Origin of the sequence: Methylococcus geothermalis, from assembly GCF_012769535.1 — a bacterium.
GTDB lineage: Bacteria > Pseudomonadota > Gammaproteobacteria > Methylococcales > Methylococcaceae > Methylococcus > Methylococcus geothermalis.
The window spans coordinates 68,029-90,388 of sequence record NZ_CP046565.1; the positions used below are offsets into that span (position 1 = coordinate 68,029).

Consider the following 22,360-nt stretch of genomic DNA (forward strand, 5'->3'; position numbering starts at 1 on the left):
CTGTGCTCCTCTCACTCACTCAGTAATACCATTCCGGGCGGACTTCGACCGTGGGCCGGTGCCCGTGTGCGGGAATGGCGTTGACCACTTGTCGATACACCGTGTCCGACTGCACGCCGATACGCTCGATCAGGTGCCAAGGGAAGCGGTTCTCCAGCAGGAACTCTGCCTGTTTGCCTTCCTTGTGTGCTCGCCAGTCGCGGGCCTGCACGGCTGTCCAGTCGATCTCGTACAGATGCGCAAGATCACTGCGATCCTCGAAATAGTTCGAGCCTGCATTCGAGAGCGTGAAAGCCCAGCGCACGGACTGTGCGTTGGCCCAGGCGACCGTGGCATGCAGATCCGCCTCGAAGTGCAGGATCGGCCCTTGCCCGCCACGATAGGCCAACTCCTGATGATTGCCCTGATGGATCAAGTAGAGCATCACCGAGCGCGGACAGAAATAGAATGGGACGCAGTCGCCGACGTGCAGGTCGGGATGGCTGCTTAGACGCAGCTCGTTCAAGCGCCGCTGCTTGATGCTGCTCATGCCGATGGTTGTGCCCCCAGGCGCGCGCCGCACAACTTCCGCGTCGCACCAAAGACATCCATCAGCCACGATGGAGGGTAGGCGATCCACATGGGCGATGTGATAGATCTTTGGCCGGGGCGGCACGAGCACGGCACTCATGGCGTCTCGTCCCCGAACAGATCGAGCAAGGGGCGACCATCGTCCCGATCACGAATGCCGCGGCGCGAACGCGGAGCGAGCAGGTCGCTCTGTACCACGTCGCCCAGGGCGTGCTGCAGGGCTGCGCGCCAGCCCTTGCCCGCATCCATGACCCCTCCGGTGCTCATCACGGTCATGCCGAACAGCCACCAGCGTTCTTCCGGACGCAGCGCCAGCCAGTTGCGCACGGCCACGGGGATCTTTTCCATGTCCATGCGCTCGACGGCCCAGGCCAGCACGCACAGCTCTTTGCCCAGCAGGCGGTCCACTGGATTTTCGCCGACTTTCCATGCGCTGGGTTTCAAGCCGTGCGCCGACAGGCGCGCATTGAAGGCGCGTTGCACTTCGGCGCGGATGGCAGTCCAGCGTGGGCGATCCAGCACCACACGGTCGATGATCGCATGGTTGGAGTTGACGACCTGTAAGCCCAGATATTCGCTGATCTGAACTTTGCCGGTGCTGCTTCTGGGGATGATGACCTTGAAGTGATGAGGATCGGAGGTTGCGGGCACACCGAAGCCCAGCGTGTGGGGCACCTGCGCACGCGCCTTGGGTGATTCGGTGTTTGCTGCGGCCTTGGCCATCTTCAGTCCTCTTGGCTGACGTCACCCGGCTTCAATTCGACCGCGGCGAGCTTGGCGAATTCCTTCAGCGCAAAGCCGGTTTCGAATTGAATGCCCTCGCTGATGGCGATGTTGAGTGGCGCATCCGGCTCCCGCAGCAGCTCGCGCAAGCTGTTGACAACCCCTTCAATGATGGCCGCCGTGACTTCGCGCTCCTGAAAGCGAACGGTCACGGTATTTTCTCCTTCGCCGATCTCGATGCGCACACCTTTGAAGCGCGTGCCCGGCTGATCACGAAAACGGTTGATGACCCCGAAGACGCGGTCGGTGGTGTCGAGCGCGACGCGCTTGCCCTGCAGGCGCGCCGGCTTGCTGTCGATGATTTGAACCGTCTTGTCGCCGCTGGCGGGAATCTGGAAGTCCGCCGTCTTGTTCGCCTCGCCAGCGCAGGCAAACACCAGCAGGCGGTAGGCTGCAGGACCGATCTCGAACGGCCCCTCATAGCGGATGCCGTCCTTGGGGTTGGAGCCGTCGAGCGTGTAGTAGAGCTCGGCGCGCGGTGTGGCGGCCAGGGTTACGCGGCGCTTGTCGGCAATAGATTCCACCTGGTGGCGGATCTTGAGATCCGCCAGCCAACGCACGGGTGGGGCGCTTTCATGTTGCCCGGTGGTGTCCTTGACCCAGAAGTAGAGGGTGCCTTCCGTGGTGCTGAAGTTGTCGATGTCCTCGACCTTTCGATCCTTGTCGGACACGTCCGGCTTGGTGGACCAGTACACGACCGGGCTATCGCCGGCATGGCGCGGCGTGAGACTCAGAGCCGTTTCACCGGTTTCCGTTTTGGCATTGACGACGGTGACGTTGACGGTGGCCTTGTCTTTGGGGAACGGGCCTTTTTCGATGTAGCCATCCTCGCCCAACCGCCAGCGGCCTTGTTTTAACGCCTCAGTCTTGAGGGTGTCCAATCCGCTCGCACCTGGCATCCAAGGCCAAATGGGAGAGCATTTGGCGCGGGTGACAACATCCTTCCATGGGGTACGGCGGTTGTCCTTGCCGGAGGGCCACAGATAGGCCTCGGCCTGCGCGAAGTACTCGTCGAGGTTGCCTTTGTTGAGCTCGGCCACGAGCTTGTAGTCGGCGCGCGGACTTGACAGGAGGTTTTCAATCTGGGTTTCGGCGGACTGGTCGCCCTGCCCAAGCTTGAGACCCTGATCGATGGTGACCCCGGCTAGCGCGTCGCGCCCGTCCACCGGATCGTTGCCAGGAAAGTAAAGGCGGTTGTAGGCTGCCGATAGTGCCTTGTTGAAGCGGTCCTCGGCTTCTTCCAGGCGGTCGCGGGCTTCCTCGTACAAGGTGTCGCCGGGTTTGAGGCGTTTGAAAATCTGTTCGATCGCGTACAGCTCGCGCAGACGGTCTTCTACCGCGTCGGCCAGATGGCTGTCCTGGCCCGTCAGTACCAACAGGTTATTCTTCTCCTGTTGGTAATTGAAGAAGTTCTGCAACTCGCTAGGGGGTAACTTACCGTCGGGCTTGATGACGATCAGGGTACGCGGGCCGCCGAGCTTGAGTTCGTCCAGCTTGGGCAGCACCTGCACATCCTGATAGGCGATCTTGCGAACCGGATCGAGAATGCCCGTGAGGCGGTTGATGAGCGCCTGATCGACCTTGGGCTGTGGTACCTCCTTGGCATTGCGCTCGATCTGGCGCGACAGGTTCTCCGTTTCCTTGATGAAGAAGCGCTGCTCCTCGCGGTGGAGGTACCACGCGGATTCCCGCAGGCGCTGCAGCGCTTGCAGAAATTCATCCGGTTTGCGCTGAGGGGCGGCGAGAAACTCGATCAGCTCGCTGTCGGACAAGCCAATGCGTCCGCCGACGGCGCGCGACAGGCTCGACGCCAGCAGCAATGTCATGAGCTGTTGCGCCGCGTCGCTCCCCAGCTCGGCATCGATGTGCTCGGCAATGGCGTTGCCGTTGTCGGCGATGTCTCGCGTCACGGCAGGCATCAGCCTGGGAGCGATGCGCTCGATCTCGTCCTTGACCTGATCGTCGTTGAGGTTGAGGTGCTGTGTGCCGATGAGGAAGACATCGTCCGTCGTGCGCTCATCGACGCTTTTGAGCAAGCGCGCGGTGAACTGCATCAGGCCACGGGTCTGGCGGAAACCTTCGTTCTCCTTGAACAGAGCAACGAGGTGCTTGAAGGACGGATGGAAGGGGTAGGTTTCTCTGACCTGCTCGGCGATCTGCTCGATGCTGCTAGCTACGATATAGCCGCCATCCTCGGCCTTCTTGACTTGCTGCGCGTATTCCTCCGCGATGTCGGAGACGACGCGCTCGTCCGGCAGTTCGTCGATAAGGCGCTTCTTGAGGATTTCGTAGATTTCGTTGCCCGCCAGTTGCACTGGCGTGATGGTCATCGCTTGACGGCGGGTTTCCTGCTGCAGGTTGGAAATGGCATCGGCGAGCGCCTTGGTCTGGGCCTTGTAACTGCCCGAGAGGTTGGCGACCACGATGGCGCAGTTGGGCAACTCCAGTGCGGCGCTCATCAGGCTGCTCAGGCTGTAGACCACCATGTTGGCCAGCGTGCCTTGCCCGAACACCTGCGTGCTGGCGTTGTCCAGATAGGGCGGCAGCTCGTCCAGGAGGATGAGCGTAGGTTCGTCGCCGATGATCTCCTTCCACACGCGCTGGTCGACGGCCTTCGGCCCGTTGACCCAGTAGGGCTTGATGGCTTCAGCACAACCGAGCTGGGTGGCGATTTCACCCCAGATGTAGTTGTCAGGATTGTTGCGGCCATTGAAGGCGGCGATACGGGCCTGACCGAAATCCACGCGAGCACTCAAGTCAGCCGTGAGAACTTCTGAACGCAGATGAGGGTGACGCGCCAGCAGACCGAGTGCAATCATCATGTGCGTCTTACCGCCACCCATGGCTTGGGTCAGTTCGAAGACGGCCTGATCAGACTTACCGGACAAGCGCAGTAGGCCTTCGCGGAAGAGTTGCTCCATGCCGTGCGTGACGAAGTTACGCGAGAAGAACTCGTGACCATCACCCGCGTCATGAATCAGATCGGCCAGGTTCTCGATGCCCTGACTCATCCGGTAGTCTTGAATGACCGGATTGAACCGGCAGGCCTGCTTAACCGTCTTGATCATGAACGCTCTCCACTCTTGTTCTCGGCTTCGGAGTCGGGGATGGCAATGCCTCGTTGCTCGCAGTAGCCCCGAATCAAGACCTCGATCATGTTCGCGATGGAGCGATGCTCCGCGCGAGCTGCGACGCGCAATGCCTCCTTCAGGTTCGGATCGATCCGAAAGGTCAGTGTGGCGGTTTTGCTGTTGGCCATAGCCTCTCCTGACTCCACTGCAAATGTAATGCATTTTACAGTATTGCTCATCCCCCAACAAGTCGGCGTCTGCCGTCAATCGTGCTGGGGTTGCTCGGGCAGGAGCGAAGAACTGCAACGTGGCGCCCCTGGCTTGGCGAAAAAGCTGCGCGCCAACGCCAAGCCTCAGTGTCTCGGCCCGTTCCGGGCCGCATTCCACTCTCTCCTGGCCATTCCTCTCTCCGGCCTCGCTCCCTGGAACTGACCCGAAGTCCGCAAAGCCAGCGAACAACACCATTACAGATCAATTGGTTATGCACGGACGAATTAAGCGGTTGGATTGAGAGCCGGCCCCGGAAAATAGGACAGCCGCTTAGGTGAGGTTTCTGTTCTAATCACCGGCCCTAGGAAGGGCTGAAATCGGAGAACAGAGATGAAGAGAAAGAGAAGAAATCACTCGGCGGCCTTTAAGGCCAAGGTGGCCCTGGCAGCGCTCAAAGGCGATAAGACGTTGGCGGAGTTAGCGGAACAGTTTGAAGTTCACGTCAACCAGATCACGCAGTGGAAGAGCCAGTTGCAGGAGCGGGCGAGCGACGTGTTCGCCACAGCCGCGGAACGCAGTGAGTCGAGCGGGCCAGACGTGAAGGAACTCCACGCCAAGATCGGGCAGTTGGCGATGGCGAATGATTTTTGAGTCGCCGCGCTTGGTCGCGTCGGCGATGCGAGCGCAAAACGATGATTGACCGGTCTGACAAGCTCCCTGTGGTGCGCCAGTGTGAGTTGCTGGAGCTATCCCGCTCTTCGGTGTATTACGTGCCCCAGCCAGTTTCAGAAAGCGATCTGGCCTTAATGCGTCGGATCGACGAGTTGCACATCAACCATCCGTTTGCTGGCGCCCGCATGCTGCGCGACCTGCTGCGCCTGGAAGGCATTCAGGTGGGCCGCCGGCATGTGTCCACGCTGATGAAGAAGATGGGCATCGAGGCGCTGTATCGACGGCCGAACACCAGCCGGAAGCATCCGCAGAACCCGATCTTCCCCTATCTGCTGCGCGGTCTGGAGATCACCAGAGCGAACCATGTAGGGGCCATGGATATCACCTACATCCCCATGCGCAAAGGCTTCGTGTACCTGGCTGCGGTACTCGACGGGGCGACCCGGCGGGTGCTGTCTTGGCGACTGTCCAACAGCCTGACCACGGACTTCTGCATCGAGGCCGTCGAGGAAGCTCTACAGCGTCATGGCAAGCCGGAGATCTTTAACACCGACCAAGGCAGCCAGTTCACCAGCACAGAGTTTGTCGATCTGCTCCAAGGTCAAGGTCTCCGAGTCAGCATGGACGGCAAGGGCCGCTGGGTCGATAACGTATTTGTCGAACGGCTTTGGAAAAGCGTGAAATACGAGGAAGTTTACTTGCATGCTTACGACTCAGTTTCTCAAGCAAGGCAAGGCTTACAAAGCTATTTCAAGTTTTACAATGAACGGCGGCCTCATTCATCGCTTGATGGCAAGACCCCGGATAGCGTGTACTTTAATTCGCTGCCACTCCAGAAGGCAGCCTAAACCGCAGAAGCCCACTTAAGCCCGGTAAAATCCTGTCTAAAAAACCGGGGCCACCGCAGTGTGCATGCATTGCCACCGCGAGGTGGTGATTATCAATTTCACCGGAACCATCAAGAGTGGAAACCTGCTGCTGGTCGGCAAATGTGCCGAATGCCATGGTGACGTGGCGCGAGTGATCGAGGGAGCGTGAGCGCGTTGCCGCAGAAACCCGAAGCAGTGCCCATTGGCCCCAACAGCAAGTTGTTCGGTAGTAAACTGCACGCCACCACCATTCCAAGGCCAGACGTCGCTCTGGCCTTTTTCTCGCCCGCGAAGGGCCAGTACACGCGGGGTTTCGCGGGCGCTGCGAATTTCGATGAGCGCCGGGCGGCATCGTTTTCGCCCTGCCGGCCACCCGAACTCCTCCCTTTTCTCTGTTTTTGTCCAGCCCGGTCGAGGCGCGACACCCTGTAACCATGCGGGTTTCCGGGCGGCAGCGGCTTCGAGGATGGCGGCTTGGGTGGGGGTGATATGGACGTTCATCGCGGGCTCCTGATGTGATTGACGACGCCGCCATGAACGCGCTGTTTTGCAGGCAAGCCAAGCTATTTCTAACCAGCACAAAACCTCCCCGAAAACACGCCGCCTTCGCAATAAGTCGCATTTTGTTAATGTGTAGTTGCATTGAAATGATATTGTTGTTAGATTGGCCACCATGAGGGTATCGAAAGAAGAGCTCGTCGCCGTCCTGTCCCAGTTCAACCCCTGGTGGCGGGATGAGGCCATTGCCGACCTGCCCCAGTGGCGGCGCGCGGCCTTTCGCGAACTGCACGGCTGGCTGACCCATCCCCCGGCACCGCGCGCCGTCCTGCTTTCCGGTGCCCGGCAAATCGGCAAGACCACCTTGATGCTGCAGGCGGCCGACGCCTTGCTGCGCGATGGCGTGCCGCCGGCCAACATTCTCTACGCCACCTTCGACCATCCGATCCTCAAGCTCGCCGGCATCGACACCGTGCTGGAGGCTTGGCGCGAGCGCGAACCCAAGGCCGATGGGCCGGAGTATCTGTTCCTCGACGAGGCCCAGTTCATCCGCGACTGGGGCACCTGGGTCAAGCATCAGGTCGATTTCCGCAAGGATCGGCGCATCGCCTTCACCGGCTCGGCCATGCCCCTGGTCGAGGTCGGCCAGGAGTCCGGTGTCGGCCGCTGGCACACCCTCCGCCTGACCACCCTCTCGTTCTACGAATATCTCCAGATCAAGAATCTGTCGCTGCCGGCACTGCCTCGCCTCAAGTCCTTGCGCGATCTGTTCGACTGGCCGCAGTCAGATTTCTATCGCGTGACGGAGGCGGCCGCGCCCTACGTCGGGCATTTCCATGAATACCTGGTGCGTGGCGGTTTCCCGCAAACGGCCCAAGTGGACAGCATCACCCAGGCCCAGCGCCTGCTGCGCGAGGACATCATCGACAAGGTGTTGAAACGCGACATGACCGCATTGTTCGGCGTGCGGCGCGTGCTGGACCTGGAGCACACCTTCCTCTACCTGTGCATGCACGATGGCGGACTGCTCGACATGGTCGACCTCTGCGCCCATCTGGAAGTCAAACGGCCGACGGCGCAGAACTTCATCGAGCTGCTGGAGGCGACGCACCTCATCTACCGCCTGCCACCCTTCGGCTATGGCAAGGACGTGCTGCGCGCCCGCTTCAAGATTTACCTGGCCGATGCCGCCATCGCGCCGGCAGTGATGCTCAAGGGCAAGTCCATCCTAGAAGACCCCGCCGCCCTGGGCGTGGCGACGGAAACCGCCGTGTTCAAGCACCTGTTCGCCCGCTACTACGCACAGAACGTGCGCTTCAGCTACTGGCGCGGCAAGAAAGATCGCGGGGTCGATCTTGTCGCCGAAGTCGGCGGACAGATCATCCCCTTCGAGGTGAAATACCGTGCCCAGCACACCGGCCTGCGCGATCTCAAGGGCCTGCTCGAACTTTGTCAGCAGAAATCCATCGAGCGCGGCTACGTGGTCACGAAATCGCTGGACGACTTCGGCGTGATGGCCGATCTGCCCGACACCACCACCCGCATCCTGCGCATCCCGGCGCCGCTACTGTGTTACTGGATGGGCGAGTCGGAACTGACATCGGAATCCCCATGAACATGACTACCTCGCACGACGAAGCTGCTTAGCCCCGACCATGGACCACGCCACCCTCAGCGCCCTGCGCGACCACCACCCCGCCTGGCGGCTGCTGGCCTCGCCGCACGCGCCGCTGGTGGCGAGCTTCCTGCACCGGGTGTTCGTGGCACCCAATGTGCGCGTGATGAGCGAGGCCGATCTGGCCGAGGCGCTGGAGGACGAGCTGTTCGCCTTGCGCGAGCAGTTCGGAGCCGAGGCTTACCCCAAGGGCGCTCAGGACTACCTCAATGACTGGGCCGCGCCCGACAAGGGCTGGCTGCGCAAGTTCTACAAGCCGGGCACGGACGAGGCGCAGTTCGACCTGACGCCGGCTACCGAGAAGGCCATCGCCTGGCTGGGGCAGCTGACTGAGCGGCCCTTTGTCGGCACGGAGTCGCGCCTGCTCACGCTGTTCGCGTTGCTGGAGCAGATCAGCGCCGGCACCGAGGCCGACCCGATCAAGCGCGTGGCTGATCTACGCCAAAAGCGCGACGAGTTAGACGCCGAAATTGCCCGCGTACTCTCCGGGGATGTGCCGCTCTTGGACGACACGGCGGTCAAGGACCGCTTTTTGCAGTTCCAGCAACTGGCGCGCGAGCTGCTGGCCGACTTCCGCGAGGTGGAGCACAACTTCCGCCAGCTCGACCGCAAAGTGCGCGAGAAGATTGCGCTGTGGGAAGGCAGCAAGGGGGCACTGCTCGACGAGATCATGGGCGAGCGCGATGCCATTGGCGACTCCGACCAGGGCCGCAGCTTCCGCGCCTTCTGGGACTTCCTGATGTCCACGCGGCGACAGGAGGAACTCTCCGAGCGGCTGGATCAGGTGCTGGCGCTGCCCGCTGTGGCGGCACTCAAGCCCGAGCCGCGCACCCGCCGCGTGCACCACGACTGGCTGGAGGCCGGCGAACACACGCAGCGCACCGTGGCCCAGCTGTCGCAGCAGTTGCGCCGCTTCCTGGACGACCGGGCCTTTCTGGAGAACCGCCGCATCCTGGACTTGCTGCACGGCATCGAGAGCAAGGCGCTGGCGCTGCGCGGGGCGACGCCCGCTGGCACGGTGATGCACCTCGACGCGATGGGCGCGGACATCGAACTGCCGCTGGAGCGGCCGCTGTTCACGCCGAGCGTCAAGCCGCGCCTGGCCGAGCTGGCGCTCGTGGCTGGCGAGGACGACATCGACACCGCGCGACTGTTCGAGCAGATCGTGGTGGACAAGGCGCGCCTGCGCTCGACGGTCCAACGGGCACTGCGCCGCCAGCCGCAGATCACGCTGCGCGAGCTGCTGGAGGCCGAGCCGCTGCAACAGGGCCTGGCCGAACTGGTGGCGTATCTGGAGCTGGCCCATGCGGGCGATGGCAGCAGCGCGCTGGATGGCGTGCGCGCCCTCGTCGATGAAGCCGTGGAAGAGCCGATCCGCTGGGAGGCCCGTAGCGCCGCGGGCGATGCCGTGACGCGCGAGGCACGTCTGCCCCGCGTGATCTTCACACGCTGAAGGCATGGGGCGGCCAGAGGAACGAAGCAAATGAACGACACACTGCAAGAGAACGATCCAGTCGAGATTCCGCCCAACGCGCCGCCGGCGGTGCCGGAGTTGTCGCAGTTGATGGTGCACCTGCTCAAGGGCGTGCTCTACCGCGACGACGACGAGCGGCTGTGGGCCAGCCTGCTGCGCCTGCAGGCGCGGGTGCGGGAACAGGCCGCCGTGCTGCTGCTCGACCTGGTGCTGGACGAGTCCGAGGGCTACGCCTTTCTGAAGAGCCGCCCGGACCCGGACGAGGCCGAGGGTGCGCCGCGCCTGCCGCGGCTCGTCGCGCGCCGGCCGCTGTCCTACCCGGTGAGCCTGATGCTGGCGCTGCTGCGCAAGCGCATGGCCGAGTTCGACGCCGGCGGTGGCGACACGCGGCTGGTGCTCTCGCGCGAAGACATCGCCGAGCTGATGCGGGTGTTTCTGCCGGATGGCACGAACGAGGCCCGGCTGATCGACCAGGTGGACGCGACCATCACCAAGGTGGTCGATCTGGGCTTTCTGCGCCGGCTGAAAGCCGCTGCCGGCGCGGCGCAGGACAGGGGCAACTACGAGGTGCGGCGCATCCTGAAGGCCTTCGTCGACGCGCAGTGGCTGGCGGATTTCGATGCGCGGCTGGAGGTCTACCGCACCGCGCAGTCGGACGAGGCGATACAAGGTGGCAACCATGAGTGAAATGCAAACGCTGGGTCTGGACTTCGTGGCCGACGACAGCCGCGTGGGCTTCCGGATGCAGCGGCTGGAAGTGCTGAACTGGGGCACCTTCGACAAGCGTGTCTGGCGCTACGAGCTCGACGGGCGCAATGGCCTGCTCACGGGCGACATCGGTTCGGGCAAGTCCACGCTGGTCGACGCCATCACGACCTTGCTCGTGCCGGCGCATCGCGTGGCCTACAACAAGGCGGCCGGGGCGGATGCCCGCGAGCGCTCCTTGCGGTCCTACGTGCTGGGCCACTACAAGAGCGAGCGAAACGAGGTCACGGGTAGCAGCAAGCCCGTGGCGTTGCGCGATGCGTCGAGCTACTCGGTCATCCTCGGCGTCTTTCACAACGAGGGCTATGACCAGGTCGTGACGCTGGCCCAGGTCTTCTGGCTGAAGGACCCGCAAGGCCAACCCGCGCGCCTGTTCGTGGCGGCCGAGCGGGCATTGACCATCGCCGATGACTTCAGGGTCAACGGCGGCGACATCACCGCCCTGCGCAAGAAGCTGCGGGGCGCGGGCTGCGAGCTGTGCGACAGCTTCCCGCCTTACGGCGCCTGGTTCCGACGGCGTTTCGGCATCGACCACGAGCAGGCCCTGGAGCTGTTCCACCAGACGGTCTCGATGAAGTCGGTGGGCAACCTTACCGACTTCGTGCGCAGCCACATGCTGGAGCCCTTCGACTCAGGGCAACGCATCGAGGCCCTGATCCGCCACTTCGACGACCTGGACCGGGCCCACCAGGCCGTGCTCAAGGCCAAGCGGCAGGTGGACTTGCTGACGCCCCTGGTCGATGACGGCAAGCGTCACCAGACACTGACAGCCGAAATCCAGGGCTGGCGGGAGGCGCGCGATCAGCTTCGACCGTATTTCGCGCGGCTCAAGGGCGAGCTGCTGGACCGCCGCCTCGACTTGCTGGCGGAGGACGCTGCCCGGCTCGATGCACAGATCGAGCGCCTGGACGCGCAGCGTGAGACCGAGCGCGTGGAGATCGGCCGCCTGGAGCGGGCCCTGCGCGACAACGGCGGCGACCGGCTGGAGGAGCTGGCGGCGGAGATTCGCCGACTGGAAGGGGAGAAGGCTCAACGCCAGAAGAAATCCGACCGCTTCCAGGAGCTGCTGGCCCGCATCGACGAGTCGGCGCCTGCGGATGAGGCAGGTTTTCTCGCCCAGCAGCAGAGCATTGCCCAGCGTGCCGAAGGCTTGCGCGAGCGCATTGCCGACCTGGACAACCGGGAACACGAAGAGGACTTCGCCTTTCGTAAGGGCCGTGAAGAGCACACCGCCTTGTCCGACGAGATCGACAGTCTCCAGCGGCGCAAGAGCAACATCGACGCCGCCCAGGTCCGCATCCGCGATGCGCTGTGTGCGGCGCTGGCGATCGGTGAGGACGAATTGCCTTTCGCGGGCGAGCTCCTCCAGGTGCGTGACGACGAGCGCGATTGGGAGGGTGCCGCCGAGCGGCTGCTGCGTGGCTTCGGCCTCTCGTTGCTGGTGCCGGATGCCCACTACAAGGCGGTTGGGGACTGGGTGGACCGCCAGCATCTGGGCGCGCGTCTCGTGTACTTCCACGTGCGGCCGCGACGGACGGCGCAAGGCACCGCTCTGCATCCGCAGTCGCTGGTGCGCAAGCTCGCCATCAAGACCGATTCACCGCACTACGAGTGGCTGGAACAGGAGCTTCGCCTGCGCTTCGACGTCGCCTGCTGCGAGACCGGGGAGCAGTTTCGTCGCGAGGCGCGCGCCATCACGCGCGCGGGGCAGATCAAGGACCCGAGCGGTCGCCACGAGAAGGATGACCGCAGCCGGATCGACGACCGCAGCCGCTATGTGCTCGGCTGGAGCAATGCCGACAAGCTGCGCGCGTTGTGCGACCAGCGCGAGCGTCTGCAAGCGCGGTTGGCAGCGATGGCAGCTCGCATCGGCGAGATCCAGCAGGCGCGCAACGAACTGCGGGGCCGGCTGGAAGCCCTGAGCAAGCTGGAGGAGTTCACGCGCTTTGCCGACATCGACTGGATGAGCCTGGCCCGGCAGATCGCGACGCTCACCGAGGAGCGCGCGCGGCTGGAAGCCGCGTCCGACACCCTGCAGGAGTTGACGCGGCAGCTCAAGGCCGCGCAGGCCCGGCTCGACGAGCTGGAGGCCAAACGCACCGAGGCCGTGGGTCAGCGCGGCGAGCTCAAAAACAAGCGCGAGACCGCGCAGGCGCTGCGCGATCAGGCAAGCAACATTTGGAACGCCATGCCGCTCACCGACGCGCAGATCGCGCATCTGGACGTGCTACGTACACAAGGCTTGGGTGAGCACAAGCTGTCGGTCGAGTCCTGCGACAACCGCGAGCAGGCGCTGCGCGGTTGGCTTCAGGACCGCATCGATACGGAGGACAAGCGCCTGGCGCGCCTGACCGAGCGCATCATCAACGCCATGCGCGGCTTCAAGGAGGAATTCAAGACCGAGACGGTCGAGATGGACGTGAGCCTGGCGGCGTTGCCGGAGTACGCGCGGATGCTGGCCGGATTGAAGCGCGACGATCTGCCGCGCTTCGAGGCACGCTTCAAGGAGCTGCTGAACGTCAACACGATCAACGAGATCGCCAACTTCAACGCCCAGCTCGCCCACAATCGCGAGAAGATCAAGGAGCGCGTCGACCTCATCAACCAGTCGCTGCAGGCCATCGACTACAACCCGGGCCGCTACATCAAGCTGGTGGCGTCGCCCAGCCCGGATGCGGAGATCCGCGACTTCCAGCAGGCTCTGCGGGCGTGTACCGAGGGCGCAATGACGGGCTCGGCCGACGAACAGTATTCGGAAGCCAAGTTCCTGCAGGTCAAGGCCATCATCGACCGCTTCCGCGGCCGCGAAGGGCTGTTGGATGCTGACCGGCGCTGGACCGCCAAGGTCACCGACGTGCGCAACGGATTCCTGTTCTCGGCCAGCGAGCGCTGGCGCGCCGACGGTGCAGAGCACGAGCACTATTCCGACTCGGGCGGCAAATCGGGCGGCCAGAAGGAAAAGCTCGCCTACACCGTGCTGGCCGCGAGCCTGGCCTATCAATTCGGGCTGGAATGGGGCGCGGTGCGTTCGCGGTCGTTCCGCTTCGTCGTCATCGACGAAGCGTTCGGGCGCGGGTCGGACGAGTCGGCGCAGTACGGCTTGCGCTTGTTCCAGCAGCTCAACCTGCAGCTGTTGATCGTCACGCCGCTGCAGAAGATCCCCATCATCGAGCCCTTCGTTTCCAGCGTCGGCTTCGTGCACAACGAGGGCGGGCGCGATTCGCGGCTGTGCTGCCTGTCGATCGAGGAGTACCGGGCTCGAAAGGCGGAAGGGATGGCCGCCACAGACGCGGCGGAAGGCGGCGCGGCGCCATGAGCTGGACCACGCCGGCAGATCTGCGCGCTCAGGTCCAACGCTTGTGGGACCGGGGCGACTTGCTGCGGGCGGCGGTGACCGATGCGCTCGCATGGCCTTTGCGCCTGAGCCTGAAGGCCCCCACCGCGGCGGACCTGTCCAATCGCTTCGAGGCGGTGCGCGACTGGGTGGGTTTGATCCAAGAGACGCCGCAGGTGCGGATCGAATGGCGCGAATGGAACCACCGCGTCCAGGGCCTGCAGCGGCTCCCGGCGGCCGTCTGGATCGATTCCCTGCAGGATGCGCTGGCCTTCATCGGCAAGGCTCGTCCAGCGCAGCGCTTCGCGGCGCTCTGGCAGCAGACGGCAGCCGTGCAGCCGGCGCTTTTGGCGTGGCTGTCACGGCGGCCGATCCGGGCGCTGGATCTGGCCGACCGCTGGCAGCGTCTGCTGGCCGTCGTCACATGGATGCAGGCCCATCCTCGACCGGGCGTGTACCTGCGCCAGGTCGATGTGCCCGGCGTGGACAGCAAGTTCATCGAGGCCCATCAGGGCGTGTTGGGCGAACTGCTGGACCTGGCTCTGCCAGCCGAAGCCATCGAGCGTGACGCGACAGGCGTCGCGCAGTTCACGCGCCGATTCGGCTTCCTGGACAAGCCCGTGCGGATTCGGTTTCGCCTGCTCGATGCCACCTTACCCAGCCTGCCGGGGTGCGCAGGCCTGCCCGACATCACGCTGGACGCCGCGAGTTTCGCGGCGCTGGCGCTCCCCGTCCGGCGCGTCTTCATCACCGAGAACGAGACCAACTTCCTCGCCTTCCCGCCCGCAGCCAGCGCCATCGTGATCTTCGGCGCGGGCTACGGCTGGGAGGCTCTGGCACCCGCCGCGTGGCTGCAGCGCTGCCAGTTGCACTACTGGGGCGACATCGACACCCACGGGTTCGCCATCCTCGACCAGCTGCGCAGTCACTTTCCGGGCGTGGCGTCCTTCCTCATGGATCGGGAGACGCTCCTGGCCCACCGCCTGCACTGGGGCGAGGACCCCAAACCTGTGCGCCACGACCTGGCGCGGCTCACACCCGAGGAGGCAGCGGTCTATGATGAGCTCAAATTCAATCGCCACCAGCCCCGGCTGAGACTGGAGCAGGAGCGGGTGGGCTTTGGCTGGCTGTGCGATCGACTGGCGTGTGCCCCCTCGGGAGTCCGCTCAGTGCCACCCCCTTGCTCGTAAGCTCCGGAGGCGCTTTTCGCTGGGTAAACCAACCGCCACCAGACACCAAGCCGGAGACTATTCTCTCTGGCTTTTTTTGCCTGTCTGCAGGCCGGCTGGCGCGGTTTGCGCGCTGGGCAACAAATTCCGAATGTCAGCGGGAATAGCCCGAGTGCTTTCCTGTGGAATGCCTTCCAGCCGGGTTCGGTGGTGTGCGCGGACGGATGGAGCGGTGACAACGCGCTTGCGAGCCATGGTAACCCGCGGCAGAAGGTTGTATGGTCTGCCACAGGAGATACTGCGCATGTCGCGATGGCGGGAGCGCACAGGCCGGATCGGGTGTCAGTACCTCTTGTTCCGGCAAAGGCCACTGCCGTCCGAGTTCAGCTTCGCTGCTCTTCGAGTCAGCTTCGCTGCTCTTCGAGTCAGTGCTCGAGAAAATGGACTTTAGTACTCATAAGGAAGATTCTAAGGAAGATTCGAAAAAAGGCGGGGCAAGAGCGTCGGTATGCTGCCAGAAACTTTCGGCTCGGCTGAGGATGGACATGGATGACAGCGCATACGGTCCCACGGTCTCAAGGCTCGTCTTCGCGTTTCCGTGTTGGTTGAGCCAGGGCCGACGCAAGCGCGTCCAATCGCTTTTCCATGGCCTCGATTCTGCGGTAGGTCTGGATCGTCACCTCGTAATCCAGCTCGGCACGCATGTCGGCGTAGGCACTCTGCCGGTTCTGGCTGATCAGGACGAAGCTGCCGATCAGTATCGCCTCGATCGCCAGGATGATGCCGAGCAAGCCGTAGGGATATTCATCGAAGGCGTGGAAGAACGCCAGCATCCCCGAATTGGCCAGTATCCACACGGCAAACCATAGCAGGTGGATGGTGAGGAAGTGCGGATGTCCGGTGAAGCGAGTCACGCGATCCGCCAGTTTTTCAAACCGGCTGCGGTGGGCTTTGAGTTCCTCCAGGACATAGCGAAACTCCCCCAGCGCCTTGTGGCACGCCTGGTTGATGCAGAAGACGGTGTCGGCCGGGTTGGCTGTGCCGCATCCCGGACAGATCAGGACGCCGCCGCCCGGCTGCGGCGGTGATTGCCGGCTGTCCGTCAGGCTGGATTCCACACCGCACCTAGTCTGGGGATCGATCGTCGCCATTTGGGCCTCCTGAAGCCGGTACTGCGGGAAGGATAACGCCGAAGCGTTTCCCGGATGGTATCCCAACGGCGCCGCCGCTTCAGCAGAAATCGAACCCCATCCCAACCGGAGCAACACCGTCACACACCCGCTGTGTCGAGCTCTTTCAGCGGACGGCGTCCGATCACCTGGAATACCTGGGCGGTACTCTGGATGGACCGCGGATCGGCCTCGTGTCCCGCCAGCTCGCGAGCCAAGCGGTCGATTTCCTCGCGGCAAGTCAGCCCGGACGCCATCGCCGACTCGGCGATATTCGAGAGCGTGATCCGCGCGACCGTCTTGCCCTCGCCTTGCCGGAAGACGGGCATGGAAACCGCTACGTCCACGGCTTCCAGGCCGGCGTCGATCAGTAAGGCAGGAAGACGCGGACCGATGCCCGGATCGACGCCCCGAGCGCGCCCGGTGGCGGTGTACAGCTCGACGTAGCGCCGGAACGCCGCGCTCGGCGGCCAGTGGACATGGGCGGAGATGTCGATGTCCTCGACCACGACTCGGCCCAGCGGCCGGACGGCCCTGCACATCCGCCGGAGCGCGTCGCGGGGATCGGGGAGGTGAGACAGAAGGAAGCGCGCGTAAACGAGGTCGAACGAGTCCGTCTCGTCGACGTCCTCGATGCGGGCTTGCCGCCACTCAATCGGGAGGCCACAAGCGTCGGAATCCCGTTTCGCGTGCGCAAGGACGCCGGCGTCCATGTCGATCCCCACGACCCGCCCGGTGGAGCCGGCGACCCGCGCAATCTCGACCGTCATGTCCCCGCTTCCGCAGCCCAGATCCAGCACGTCCATTCCGGGCGCCAAGCCGGCTCGCCCCAGAACCGCAAGGCTCGCCGGCCGCATGACGCGGCCGAGCACGTGCAGCCGTTCTGCCCCGGATTCGCCGCCGCGGATGATGTAGTGCGATTCGTTCGCCATACGCCGTATCGGTTTTCGCCCCGTATGCCGATGGATTTTACTAAAGAGTTCCCGAGTCGCCGTCCGGCGATGCCGAAGGTAGCGATCCTCGGCAGGGTTCAGCCTCTCGACGGGACGGTCCGCCTGTCGATTGATCCGGAAGTGCCGGAAACCGGGGCGGCACCACCAGGATCAACCCGGCCCTGGCCTACGAGACGCCGGACGAGGCCACCCCGCGCCGCATCGACGGCCTGCGGCTCATCGCCTACAATCCATCCAAGCGCAAGCCGGGCGGCCCGCGTCCCCCAGCAGCGAGACCTTCCCCTACCTGCTGGTGCGCACCCCTCCCGAGAGCGGCAGGAAGCGGCCGTATCTCAGCGCCGCCACCGAAGTGGAAATCGCCGGCTGGGAGCCGCGTTTCGCTCACCGCCGCCACTGGCGCGTGGGCGACATCGTGTTCCGGGACCACCAGGCGACCGTGCATGCGCGAACCCCGTTCCCCGCCGACTCGAAGAGCAGCGAAGCTGACTCGAAGAGCGGCGAAGCTGAGCCATCGATCGAAAACCATGAGCCAGATCCGAACGCTACTCGCCTCACGATACGGCCGGCACGAACCCGTCCCGGCCATCGCCTCGAACGAGGTCCTGGAACACCTGCTTTCCCACCGCTCGGTCCGCGCCTACACCGCCGAGCCCTTGGCCCCAGGCACGCTCGAAGCCTTGGTCGCCGCGGCCCAGTCCGCCGCCAGTTCGTCCAACCTCCAGCTCTGGAGCGTGGTCGCGGTCGAGGACGGCGAGCGGCGCGCCCGCCTGGCCGAATTGGCCGGCAACCAGGCCCACATCGTCCAGGCGCCGCTGTTCCTGGTCTGGCTGGCCGACCATGCCCGTCTGCGGCGGATCGCGGCCCAGCGCGGCATCGCCGCGGAGGGGCTGGATTACCTGGAGATGTACACCATGGCCGTGGTCGACGTCGCCCTGGCTGCGCAGAACGCCGTGGTCGCCGCCGAATCCTTGGGATTAGGCACGGTCTACATCGGCGCGATGCGCAACCACCCGGAACAGGTGGCGGCGGAACTCGGCCTGCCGCCGGGGGTTTTCGCCGTGTTCGGGCTCTGCGTCGGCCATCCCGACCCCGCCGTCCTCCCCGCCATCAAGCCGCGCCTGCCGCAGGAGGCGGTGCTGCACCGGGAAACCTATGCCCTGGAGGCGCAGGACGACGCGATTGGCCGTTATAACGCCGCCATGTCGGCGTTCTACGCCGAACAGAACATGGCGGTCTCGGGCGACTGGTCGAAACACTCCGCCGCCCGTATCTCCAGTCCCGCCAAGCTGTCCGGCCGCGACCGGCTCAAGGCGGCCCTGAACGCCCTCGGCTTCGAGCTGCGCTGACATGGCCGGTCTTGCACTCAGGCTAAAGATCGTCCAGGCCGGCGAACCGGTGCTGCGGCGGCGGGCGCGCCCCTCGAGCCCGGAAGACCTCGGGCGTGGGACTCGCCGCCCCGCAAATCGGCCTGGGCCTGCAATTGGCCGTCATCGAAGACCGCGCCGACGACCAGAAGGGCATGCCGGCCGAGGAACTGGCCGCGCGAGGACGCGAACCGGTGCCCTTCCACGTCATCGTCAATCCGGAAATCGTCGCCCGCTCGGAAGAGACCGACGTCTTCCACGAAGGCTGCCTCAGCCTCGCCGGCTTCAGCGCGCGGGTCGAGCGAGCGCGCTCGGTGCGGGTGTCCTGCCTGGACCAGCGGGGCGAAGCGGGGATCATCGAGGCCAGCGGCAGGTCAGCCCGTATCCTCCAGCCCCAGATCGACCGCATGGACCCGAGCAGCTTCACCAGCCAGGCCACTACGCCCGCTAAGGGGACGGCGAAACCGGCTGATGCCGGAGCTGAGGATGCTTGCAAAGCAGCACCTTTGCCCTTCCGATGGGGCGTCGCAGAATTCGAAAAAAATGGTGAGACCAGCCCAAGCGCTCCTTGATTACCCCGCGCCGCCGGCCGGAAGCACTTTTACCCCTTGCAGCGCCCCGATCAATGGACAGGAAACGTTCCCCTTCGACGCATGGCAGGCCCCTATCAGATCGGACAGCGCAGCCTCCATGCGCGCCAAGTCCGCCTGTTTCTCACGCACATCCTTGAGCTTGTGCTCAGCCAGGCTGGCGGCTTCCTCGCAATGGGTGCCATCATCCAGGCGCAGCAGCTCGGCGATCTCGTCCAAGCTGAATCCCAGCCGTTGAGCTGACTTCACGAACCGCACCCGCATCACATCCGTCTCGCCATAACGGCGAATGCTGCCGTAAGGCTTGTCCGGCTCCGGCAACAAGCCCCTGCGTTGATAGAACCGGATGGTTTCCACATGGACTCCGGCCGCCTTGGCGAAGGCGCCGATGGTCAGGTTTTCCGGATTTTTCTCCATGACGCTTGACTCCGTACACAACTACGGGAGTAAGGTTACGCTACCCATTGCAGATTCGAAAGGACAACCGCATGACTGAATCACAAAACGGGCGCGGCGCCCTCTTCGCCGGCGGGCTGGCCGCCCTTCTTGCTTCTGCTTGCTGCCTGGGGCCGCTAGTCTTGGTCGCGCTGGGTTTCAGTGGGGCCTGGATTGGCAACTTGACCGTGCTGGAGCCGTATCGCCCAATCTTCATTGGAGCGGCACTGGTGGCGCTGTTTTTCGCATGGCGACGTATTTTCCGCCCGGTGGAAACCTGCCATCCGGGCGAGGTCTGTTCGGTCCCGCAGGTGCGCGATACCCACAAGCTCATCTTCTATGTTGTGGCCACGCTGGTCGTGGCCGCGATCGTGTTTCCCTACGTCCTTCCCTTGTTCTACTGATCACGGGTTCACCATGAAAAAACTGCTTGCATCGTTCGTATTCGCCAGCCTCGTGGCCACGCCGGCATGGGCGGCGATTCAAACCGTCACGCTGTCCGTGCCGGGCATGACCTGCGCCGCCTGCCCGATCACCGTCAAGAAAGCACTCTCCAAGGTCGATGGCGTCAGCAAGGTCGACGTGAATTTCGAGAAGCGCCAAGCCGTCGTGACCTTCGATGATGCCAGGACCCATGTGGAGGCGTTGACCAAAGCGACAGCCGATGCGGGCTATCCATCCGAAGTGATGCAATGAGTACATCAAGATCGAAACCTGACTGGAGATGAGGAAGGAAAGCAATGATCCGCTTGAACATCGACGGCATGACCTGCGGTTCGTGCGCTATGCACGTCAAGGAAGCCTTGGAGAAGGTACCAGGCGTGCGCTCGGCGGTGGTGTCCTATCCACAAGGCTGGGCGCAGCTCGCCGCCGATCCTGGGACCCCGTTGGATGCGCTCACGGCTGCCGTGGTCGGACTCGGCTATCGGGCCACCCTCGCCGATGCGCCACCGGTTGAAAAGCAGGCTGGCTTGCTCGACAAGGCGCTGGGATGGCTGGGCGGCAAGGACAAGTCCGACGGCACCGAAAACGGGCTGCATATCGCCGTGATCGGCAGCGGCGGGGCGGCGATGGCAGCCGCGCTCAAGGCCGTCGAACGCGGCGCCCGGGTCACCCTGATCGAGCGCGGCACGCTCGGCGGCACTTGCGTCAATGTCGGTTGCGTGCCGTCCAAGATCATGATCCGCGCCGCGCACATTGCCCATGTGCGCCGGGAAAGCCCGTTCGATGCGGGACTGTCCGCCATGCCGCCGACCGTCCTCCGCGACCGGCTGCTCGCGCAGCAGCAGGCGCGCGTCGATGAACTGCGCCACGCCAAGTACGAAGGCATCCTGGACGGCAATCCGGCCATCACCGTGCTGCACGGCAGCGCCCGTTTCCAGGACGGCCACACCCTGGTCGTCAGCCTGAACGAAGGCGGCGAGCGCACGGTCACGTTCGACCGTTGCCTGATCGCCACCGGCGCCAGCCCCGCCATTCCGGTGATTCCCGGTCTGAACGACACGCCGTACTGGACCAGTACCGAGGCGCTGGCGAGCGATACCCTTCCGAAGCGGCTCGCGGTGATCGGGTCCTCCGTGGTGGCGGTCGAATTGGCGCAGGCCTTTGCCCGCCTCGGCAGCCGGGTGACGATCCTGGCGCGCAGGACGCTGTTGTTTCGCGAGGACCCGGCCATCGGTGAGGCGCTCACGGCGGCTTTCCGCGCCGAGGGCATCGACGTGCTGGAACACACGCAGGCCAGCAAGGTGGCCTATGCAGGCCGGGAGTTCGTGCTCACGACCGGGCACGGCGAAGTGCGCGCCGACAGGTTGCTGATCGCCACCGGCCGCGCGCCCAACACCCGCGACCTGAATCTGGAGACCGCCGGCGTGAAGCTGAACGAACGCGGCGCCATCGTGGTCGACGACCACATGCGCACCAGCAACCCGCACATCTTTGCCGCGGGCGATTGCACCGACCAGCCGCAGTTCGTCTATGTGGCGGCGGCAGCCGGCACCCGCGCCGCGATCAACATGACCGGCGGTGAAGCCGCCCTCGACCTGACCGCCATGCCGGCGGTGGTGTTCACCGATCCGCAGGTGGCGACCGTCGGCTACAGCGAGGCCGAAGCCCACCATGACGGCATCGAAACCGACAGCCGTGTGCTCACGCTGGATAACGTGCCGCGGGCGCTGGCCAACTTCGACACCCGCGGCTTCATCAAGCTGGTGATGGAGGTCGGTAGCGGGCGGCTGATCGGCGTGCAGGCGGTGGCCCCGGAAGCCGGCGAGCTGATCCAGACTGCGGCGCTGGCGATTCGCAACCGCATGACGGTGCAGGCACTGGCCGACCAGCTCTTTCCCTACCTGACGATGGTCGAGGGGCTGAAGCTCGCGGCGCAGACCTTCGCCAAGGACGTGAAACAGCTTTCCTGCTGCGCTGGCTGAGCGATGAAAGAACGCATGGCGTCCTTTAGCCGTGACGATTCCGGCGGGTGGCGTCCGGTGAATGCCGGACAGCGCCGGGCGAGGCTGATCGTCGGTGCGTCCCGAAGTTCTCGCGACGCGCCTCGAAGGCTTGCTTGATCACACCCCACACATCCGGCTCACCGAAAACACCGCCTCATGGTCGCGCCAGTTGCCACAGGTTCCTGGCCAGCGAGCCGCGCCAGATTGTTCGCCGCGCCGGCCGACACGGAACGGGCCCACGCCGCTACCCGCTGCGCGCCGTCTTCCTCGATGTTCGAACACCCGGCCACCTTGGTGAGAGCCTGCGGGGAT

19 protein-coding genes are annotated in these 22,360 nt (G+C 64.3%); 12 read left to right on the forward strand and 7 right to left on the reverse strand.

All coding sequences use genetic code 11. The annotated features are described in order from the left end of the window. Window positions 1-19 precede the first annotated feature (19 nt). Genes darT through GNH96_RS00315 form a run of 4 tightly spaced genes read right to left on the reverse strand, consistent with a single transcriptional unit; the run spans window position 20 to window position 4,612 of the window. The gene (gene darT, locus GNH96_RS00300; RefSeq protein ID WP_223163448.1) at window positions 20-670 is read right to left on the reverse strand and encodes a type II toxin-antitoxin system toxin DNA ADP-ribosyl transferase DarT; all 651 of its coding nucleotides are present in this window, start codon (window positions 668-670) and stop codon (window positions 20-22) included. Further along, a complete protein-coding gene (locus GNH96_RS00305) occupies window positions 667-1,293 on the reverse strand; it encodes an anti-phage-associated DUF3780 domain-containing protein (RefSeq protein ID WP_169601229.1) in 627 nt (208 codons plus the stop codon). The genes darT and GNH96_RS00305 overlap by 4 nt, the downstream gene beginning before the upstream one ends. Window positions 1,294-1,295: 2 nt before the next feature. Then, the gene (locus tag GNH96_RS00310; RefSeq protein WP_169601231.1) at window positions 1,296-4,421 is read right to left on the reverse strand and encodes an anti-phage-associated DUF499 domain-containing protein; all 3,126 of its coding nucleotides are present in this window, start codon (window positions 4,419-4,421) and stop codon (window positions 1,296-1,298) included. Further along, window positions 4,418-4,612, reverse strand: coding sequence for a ribbon-helix-helix protein, CopG family (locus GNH96_RS00315; protein ID WP_169601233.1), 195 nt, complete (start codon window positions 4,610-4,612; stop codon window positions 4,418-4,420). The genes GNH96_RS00310 and GNH96_RS00315 overlap by 4 nt, the downstream gene beginning before the upstream one ends. 412 nt (window positions 4,613-5,024) lie before the next feature. On the opposite strand from GNH96_RS00315, the gene GNH96_RS00320 reads away from it, so the two are divergent. The 7 genes from GNH96_RS00320 to GNH96_RS00345 all read left to right on the forward strand — a co-directional run bounded on the left by GNH96_RS00320 (window position 5,025) and on the right by GNH96_RS00345 (window position 15,111). Further along, a protein-coding gene (locus GNH96_RS00320; protein ID WP_169601235.1) for an IS3 family transposase occupies window positions 5,025-6,154 on the forward strand; the annotation gives its coding sequence in 2 pieces (ribosomal slippage) (window positions 5,025-5,283 and window positions 5,283-6,154; 1,131 coding nt in all). 64 nt (window positions 6,155-6,218) lie between these two features. Further along, complete coding sequence (locus GNH96_RS16145; protein WP_267313382.1) at window positions 6,219-6,344, forward strand: hypothetical protein; 126 nt, start codon at window positions 6,219-6,221, stop codon at window positions 6,342-6,344. Between the two features lie 504 nt (window positions 6,345-6,848). Beyond that, window positions 6,849-8,288 carry an ATP-binding protein gene (locus GNH96_RS00325; protein ID WP_169601237.1) on the forward strand — a complete coding sequence of 480 codons (1,440 nt, stop codon included), beginning with the start codon at window positions 6,849-6,851 and terminating at the stop codon, window positions 8,286-8,288. Window positions 8,289-8,328: 40 nt separating this feature from the next. Next, a complete protein-coding gene (locus GNH96_RS00330; RefSeq protein WP_169601238.1) occupies window positions 8,329-9,801 on the forward strand; it encodes a DUF3375 domain-containing protein in 1,473 nt (490 codons plus the stop codon). Window positions 9,802-9,831: 30 nt separating this feature from the next. Beyond that, window positions 9,832-10,509, forward strand: coding sequence for a DUF4194 domain-containing protein (locus tag GNH96_RS00335; protein ID WP_169601240.1), 678 nt, complete (start codon window positions 9,832-9,834; stop codon window positions 10,507-10,509). Continuing rightward, complete coding sequence (locus GNH96_RS00340) at window positions 10,502-13,903, forward strand: ATP-binding protein (protein WP_169601242.1); 3,402 nt, start codon at window positions 10,502-10,504, stop codon at window positions 13,901-13,903. Before GNH96_RS00335 ends, GNH96_RS00340 begins: the two co-directional genes overlap by 8 nt. Next, window positions 13,816-15,111 carry a DUF3322 domain-containing protein gene (locus GNH96_RS00345; protein ID WP_228719931.1) on the forward strand — a complete coding sequence of 432 codons (1,296 nt, stop codon included), beginning with the start codon at window positions 13,816-13,818 and terminating at the stop codon, window positions 15,109-15,111. Before GNH96_RS00340 ends, GNH96_RS00345 begins: the two co-directional genes overlap by 88 nt. Before the next feature lie 554 nt (window positions 15,112-15,665). Here GNH96_RS00345 and GNH96_RS00350 read toward each other — a convergent pair. Both GNH96_RS00350 and GNH96_RS00355 read right to left on the reverse strand, forming a co-directional pair. Continuing rightward, window positions 15,666-16,241 carry a DUF1003 domain-containing protein gene (locus GNH96_RS00350; RefSeq protein WP_169601244.1) on the reverse strand — a complete coding sequence of 192 codons (576 nt, stop codon included), beginning with the start codon at window positions 16,239-16,241 and terminating at the stop codon, window positions 15,666-15,668. 119 nt (window positions 16,242-16,360) lie between these two features. Further along, window positions 16,361-17,191, reverse strand: coding sequence for a class I SAM-dependent methyltransferase (locus GNH96_RS00355; RefSeq protein WP_169601247.1), 831 nt, complete (start codon window positions 17,189-17,191; stop codon window positions 16,361-16,363). 545 nt (window positions 17,192-17,736) lie between these two features. Here GNH96_RS00355 and GNH96_RS00360 point away from each other — a divergent pair. Further along, window positions 17,737-18,558: an NADPH-dependent oxidoreductase gene (locus GNH96_RS00360; RefSeq protein ID WP_169601248.1), complete on the forward strand. Its 822-nt coding sequence runs from the start codon at window positions 17,737-17,739 to the stop codon at window positions 18,556-18,558. A gap of 95 nt (window positions 18,559-18,653) precedes the next feature. Next, on the forward strand, window positions 18,654-19,148 hold the full coding sequence (locus GNH96_RS00365; RefSeq protein ID WP_228719932.1) for a peptide deformylase: 495 nt from the start codon (window positions 18,654-18,656) through the stop codon (window positions 19,146-19,148). Here the strand turns inward: GNH96_RS00365 and merR are convergent, their stop codons facing one another. Then, complete coding sequence (gene merR / locus GNH96_RS00370; protein WP_169601250.1) at window positions 19,149-19,583, reverse strand: Hg(II)-responsive transcriptional regulator; 435 nt, start codon at window positions 19,581-19,583, stop codon at window positions 19,149-19,151. A 71-nt stretch (window positions 19,584-19,654) separates the two neighbouring features. Between merR and merT the strand changes: the two genes are divergently transcribed. From merT to merA, 3 genes are read left to right on the forward strand one after another with little or no spacing between them, the layout of a single operon-like run. Next, window positions 19,655-20,005, forward strand: coding sequence for a mercuric ion transporter MerT (gene merT / locus GNH96_RS00375; RefSeq protein ID WP_169601252.1), 351 nt, complete (start codon window positions 19,655-19,657; stop codon window positions 20,003-20,005). 13 nt (window positions 20,006-20,018) lie between these two features. Beyond that, the gene (merP, locus tag GNH96_RS00380; protein ID WP_169601254.1) at window positions 20,019-20,297 is read left to right on the forward strand and encodes a mercury resistance system periplasmic binding protein MerP; all 279 of its coding nucleotides are present in this window, start codon (window positions 20,019-20,021) and stop codon (window positions 20,295-20,297) included. A gap of 44 nt (window positions 20,298-20,341) precedes the next feature. Next, the gene (gene merA, locus GNH96_RS00385; RefSeq protein WP_169601256.1) at window positions 20,342-22,027 is read left to right on the forward strand and encodes a mercury(II) reductase; all 1,686 of its coding nucleotides are present in this window, start codon (window positions 20,342-20,344) and stop codon (window positions 22,025-22,027) included. The last annotated feature ends 333 nt before the right edge of the window (window positions 22,028-22,360 follow it).